The sequence below is a fragment of the Loktanella sp. DJP18 genome, assembly GCF_049310965.1.
Taxonomy (GTDB): Bacteria; Pseudomonadota; Alphaproteobacteria; order Rhodobacterales; family Rhodobacteraceae; genus Loktanella.
Genome location: NZ_JBMERN010000193.1, coordinates 1 through 5,178 on the forward strand (window position 1 = coordinate 1; position 5,178 = coordinate 5,178).

General features: G+C 56.5%; 3 protein-coding genes. All 3 read left to right on the forward strand.

What is annotated here, in order from left to right; all coding sequences use genetic code 11:
- Positions 1–179 precede the first annotated feature (179 nt).
- On the forward strand, positions 180–2,837 hold the full coding sequence (locus ACOI1H_RS23500) for a hypothetical protein (RefSeq protein WP_422440595.1): 2,658 nt from the start codon (positions 180–182) through the stop codon (positions 2,835–2,837).
- A complete protein-coding gene (locus ACOI1H_RS23505) occupies positions 2,834–3,694 on the forward strand; it encodes a phosphoadenosine phosphosulfate reductase family protein (RefSeq protein WP_422440597.1) in 861 nt (286 codons plus the stop codon). The genes ACOI1H_RS23500 and ACOI1H_RS23505 overlap by 4 nt, the downstream gene beginning before the upstream one ends.
- Before the next feature lie 8 nt (positions 3,695–3,702).
- Positions 3,703–5,178, forward strand: a 1,476-nt coding sequence (locus ACOI1H_RS23510; RefSeq protein WP_422440598.1) for a hypothetical protein, incomplete at its 3' end; no start/stop codon positions are given.

Sequence of the window (5,178 nt, forward strand, 5' to 3'; positions counted from 1 at the left end):
GGCATCTGTGAAGGCATTACCATGGGTTCGGTCTCCTTCGCCCTCAAGTCTAAACTTTAGCCAGTCAAATGTCTCACTCTTATTGGCACGGAGGGGAATTCGGCCGACATCTGGAAACCCTTGCCGGAAAGGGGAGAGCCGAAGATCTCTCACAACTTCAAGATCTGGCAGAGTGGACAATGCGCCGCAAGGCACCGTCGGCCACCCTGACCCTGCTCCTCCACCAGGACTTTCATCGCTATGCCGGCCGCTTGGGTCAGACAGACCAATCAGGCTGGCGCAAGATCGAAGGACGGTTCGATGTGCTGCGTATCATCGAAGACAGCGATGAGATCTATGATCTTATCGCCGACGTCGCATCTGAACTGACCAAATCCGGACGCCCCAGGCTGACCAAGGGCACGCTCGCGACGGTTCAAACTCTTGGGTTCTTTCCTTTTGCCGAAGGCGAAGCCTCCACCGACCTGATGCGGCGCGCGGCCCCTCTCAGCCCAACCGCATTCTACCTCCTGCCCCGAATTGCCGCGCGCATTGGTCAGAGTGAGCGAACCATCTTCGGCTTTCTCGGAACAGAACTTCCCGAAGACCGAAGCAAAACTGTAGTCATCGAGGATCTCTATCGGCATTTCTCAGACGCGATGCGCGTCGACACCGCAGTGGGTGGGACGCACAAGCGGTTTGTCGAAACTGAGGCGGCCCGCGCGCGGGCAAGCAGCCCAATCGAACGCGAAATTATCGCTGCGGCATCCCTGATGCACCTTGCAGCCACCGGGGACACGGCTTGCATGAGCCTCGAACGGCTCATTGATGCGATGGACCTCGGATCGACCCATCCTCGCCGAGAGATTGAAGATGCCATCGAGAGCCTTCTCTCAAGAAAACTGCTTCTTCATCGCACACTGACGGACGAGATTTCAGTCTGGGAAGGGTCTGATGTCGATGTTCGCGCACGCGCCCAAGAGGAAATGGACGCACTTCGCACCGCAGGCGATCCCCTTGATCGGGTCAGGGCTCATGTGCCCACGCCGCACTATGTCGGCGAGGCCTATAATCACAAGCGTGCCATGACGCGCTACGCGAAAAGCGTTTTCATTTCCGCCTCAACACTCCTCGATTCCGATGCCCGCGGAAAATTGCTCGTCAAAGCAGATCATTATGACGCTCTGGTGGCACTCGTTGTCGACGCCTCGGCCCAGGATTTCAAAAAGCTGGGTGGTGCCTGGATGAACAATCATCCACATTTTTTCTTGGCACTGGCAGACCAGAGCCCTGACCTCGACATGGCTTCCCTCGAAGCCGACGCATATGCCAGGCTGGAAAATGACGAACTCCTGCTTGAAATGGACCCTCGCGTGGGTCGCGAAATTGCCGAACTGAAAGGCGATATCCTTGATTTTCTCCTGGGAAGGGCCGCAAGCCTCATCGATCCAGCTGCCGGGGCAGTCAGCTGGTTCTGCCAAAATCAATGCATCGGTGCCGGAGCAGATCTCCAGCCCGGTAAAATTCTATCAAGTTTGTTTGAAACGCGGTTTTCATTAACCCCACGGATTGCAAATGAACAGATCGTCCGTCGCAAAGTAACCGCCCAAACGAAAAGCGCCCGCAAGCGCCTACTGCTGGGCATCCTCGAGCGCAGCGATCTCCCCTTCATGGGATACAAGGACCTCTCCACCTCTGACGCCTCCCTTTTCAGAACAACGCTGGTCGCTCCTGGTCTCTTCGATGATGAACTCGGGAAATGGCGCACTCCCGACGCATTACTCGACAAGGGAATGCGCGAAGCGTGGTCGCAGATTGAGGCATTCTATGCGTCTCCCGATGCTCAGACGCGATCTTTCGTCGATATTATCGAGCAACTCACGCGTCCGCCGCTTGGCATACGCCGCGGCGTGGTTCCGATCCTTATAACAGCAGGCCTGCGCGCATTCGCGAGCTTGGTCGCGATCAGAAAAAAAACTGACGGCAGATGGGTTTACCTCGACGATATCGTGCCCACGACCATGGAAGAGATCGCAGAGAACCCGGGAGCATTCGAAATTGAGGTCATCGACGCTTCGGCCATTCAACGACAGCGGATCGTGCAGCTCACGGCTGAGTTTTCCCCGTTGCCTGACGAGGTCGAAACAGACCTGATCCGGGCATTTCATGATGCCGTATCGCAATGGATGCGCGCCTTACCTCGCGCCGCCATGACAGCGAAAGGTCTTGGCTTAGAAGCCGAAGCCCTGCAGTCTGCCTTACGTCAGACGCGCACCGATCCTGCCCATCTTTTGCTGCGGGCACTACCGTCCATTGCTGGCCGAAAGCGCTTGGACGACGAGACGCTCGCCTTCGTGTCCGAAGGGCGCAAGCAAATGGAACGCGTCACAGATCGCTATGCTGCCGAAGCCATACGCGGGGTCACGGCAGCCTTCGGTGGGACGACGTTTGGCGCGGTTGGCGGGCTGGCGGTAGCGAAGGCATGGGCAGACCGTGTGCCGCCGAGCCTTGCTGGGGACGCGTCCATCGACAGTGTCGCCCGGGCGATACTCAACAGGGCGCGTCGTGCCGACGTCGGCTCAGACACCGAGCGAAGCTTTGCGCGCGCATTGTCAGCAATGCTTCTCGGTCTTGATTTCGAAGAATGGGACGACGGCGCGTCGAGAGAGTTTACACGAGCACTAAAGGGCCGAATTCGAGAGATCGAAGACGCCATTTTGTCTGCCCAAGATCTCGACGAGACCGCGGCACCGTTCCTAACGGATCGCATCCGGACCTGCTTGAAGTTACTCGAGAAGACCTCGGGGAAAAGTGCCGCTGACGCGATGCTTATGGAAATGAAAGGAATGCTGGAATGATACCTGCCAGCCTTGAAGAAGCGACATCCGATCTGACACGCCGCCATATCGTTCCTCTCTCCGGAGGTAAGGATTCGACGGCGCTCGCGATATACATGATAGAGAACCATTCTCATCTGCCACTCGAGTTTCTCTTCACCGACACCGGCGCAGAGCTTCCTGAGACATACGCCTACATCAAGCGTTTCGAGGCCATCTTCGGCGTCGAAGTTAAGCGTCTGACAGCGCTCGACCTCCCGGAACTTAGAGTTCGCGACAAGGGCGGAAAACGATCGCCCTTCGATGTCTTGCTGGAAGAAGTCTACTCTGGCTTTTTGCCAAATCCGCAGGCGCGCTGGTGCACGCGAATGCTGAAGATACGACCTTTCGAACACTTTGTCGGCGACAGTGAGTGCTATTCCTACATCGGCATACGTGCTGACGAGAACCGCGAAGGGTTTGGCGGCGCGGCTTTGAACCACCGCGAGCAATACGATGCCACTCGTAGGACCAAGCCAGTGGCGCTTTCTGAAAAGGAAAACATCCGACCGGTTTATCCGCTCAAAGATGCCGGTCTTGGGATCGCCGATGTGCGCGCCATGCTCGATGACAGCGGTCTCGGCCTACCGAAATACTATGAGTGGCGATCACGCTCGGGCTGCTACTTCTGCTTTTACCAACAGATCGGCGAATGGCAGGCTTTGAAGGAGCGCCATCCCGACCTCTTCGAGAGCGCCACTAATTATGAAGACGAAAAGCCAGACGGACGTCGGTTCACCTGGACCCAACGGCGCTCTCTCCAAGAGATCGCGGAAATGGAGCGGCGTGATGCTCCCGTTGGAGAGCCGGAAGACGGCTGCGCAATCTGCCATCTGTGAGCATCATAATGAAGTATTCCCTTGTCGATCTCCTGCTCGCGTATGGCCCCCGCCCGGACGGCAACGCGATGTATGATGAGTTTGTCCAAGCCGAAGCAGCGAGGACCGGAAATAGTCCTTTGGAAATTCCTGAAGTCGTTTCGGCGGAAGTCGTCAGCGTGATTTCAGGAAGCGCACCGAATTCAGTGATCCTGACCGGGACCGCAGGCGACGGAAAAACATACACTGCGCGTCAAGCCTTCCAGAAACTCACTACAATCGCATGGAATGACCACGAAGTTGAAAACGTCGTTCCTGCAAACGATGCGCACCCGCAAGTTCGCTTCATAAAGGACCTGAGCGAACTCTCGCGCGACGAACGCAATAATCTCTTCCCAGATCTTGTAGCGGCTCTCCTGGGTCAATCTTCGGATCGTTTTGTTATCTGCGTCAACGATGGACAACTTCTGTCTTTTTTCCGCGAAAAGAACGGCAGTCCAGACGCCATGGCCCTTGGCACGAAGATCTCGAGAATGCTGCAAGACGAGGAGCAGGTGCCCAAGGAAGATCTTCCCTTTCGTCTCATCCACATGTCCCGGAAATCCCATTCGGAGACTCTCGACGCGATTTTTCGGGAAATCCTTCAGCATCCTGGCTGGGATGACTTCTCCATGTCAGTCGTGAACAAAGAAGCCAACCCCATCCTCATAAACCGTGCTATTTTGCTCGGCGAGAATGGTCCGTCGCTCATGCAGCAGCGCCTGAAGGATCTCGTTGAGATCGCAGCAGCGGATGACCACCACCTTCCGCTCCGGCATCTGATCATCCTGGTGGTGAACGCGCTTCTTGGACATTCAGAGCACCCAAGTAGACCCCTGATGGATGCAGATCGAGCGGCGGCTACGACCAAGAATTCCACGTTTTTTCACACTGATCCGTATTCGAACCTATTCGGTGCTAACCATACTTCCAGCGTTAGAGAAGGCACAGCTGCGTTTCGGGCGCTCGCTGAGATAGGTGTTGGTGAAGAAACAACGAATGTAATCGATGACGCTCTGCTCGACGGGGAGCTCGCAAAGGCGCTCCCGCAAGACGAATACTACGGTGAGGCGCTACTTACCCAGGTTCGAGCCAATTATTCTGAGGACCCAGCTGGGCATGCCACCCAGATCCGCGAGGCGTTGCGGCGACAACGTCGGCGGCTCTTTCTTACACTTCCAGTCGACAGCGCCATCGGACAGGACCCTTGGTGTCTCACACGCTTCCACTACGGTCAGAAATACCTCGACATGGCAAGAGCTTTGTCTGCTGGTCAGTCGGTTGAGCCCGCTACCTCTCGTCAGATCATTTTGGGCCTTAACCGCACCCTCACCGGCACGCTCACTGAAACAGACGACAAGCTGTGGCTCACACGCCCCATGGGTGCCCAGCAGGGTAGATTTGTGCCCTTGCTCGTCGATCAGCCAATAGCATGGAGGAACCGCTACATGAGCGTTGTCCTCGAG

What these genes read in the sequence shown, in the direction of transcription:
- ACOI1H_RS23500 (WP_422440595.1), top strand. Translation starts at nt 180, where the DNA reads ATGCGCCGCAAGGCACCGTCGGCCACCCTGACCCTGCTCCTCCACCAG.
- ACOI1H_RS23505 (WP_422440597.1), top strand. Translation starts at nt 2,834, where the DNA reads ATGATACCTGCCAGCCTTGAAGAAGCGACATCCGATCTGACACGCCGC.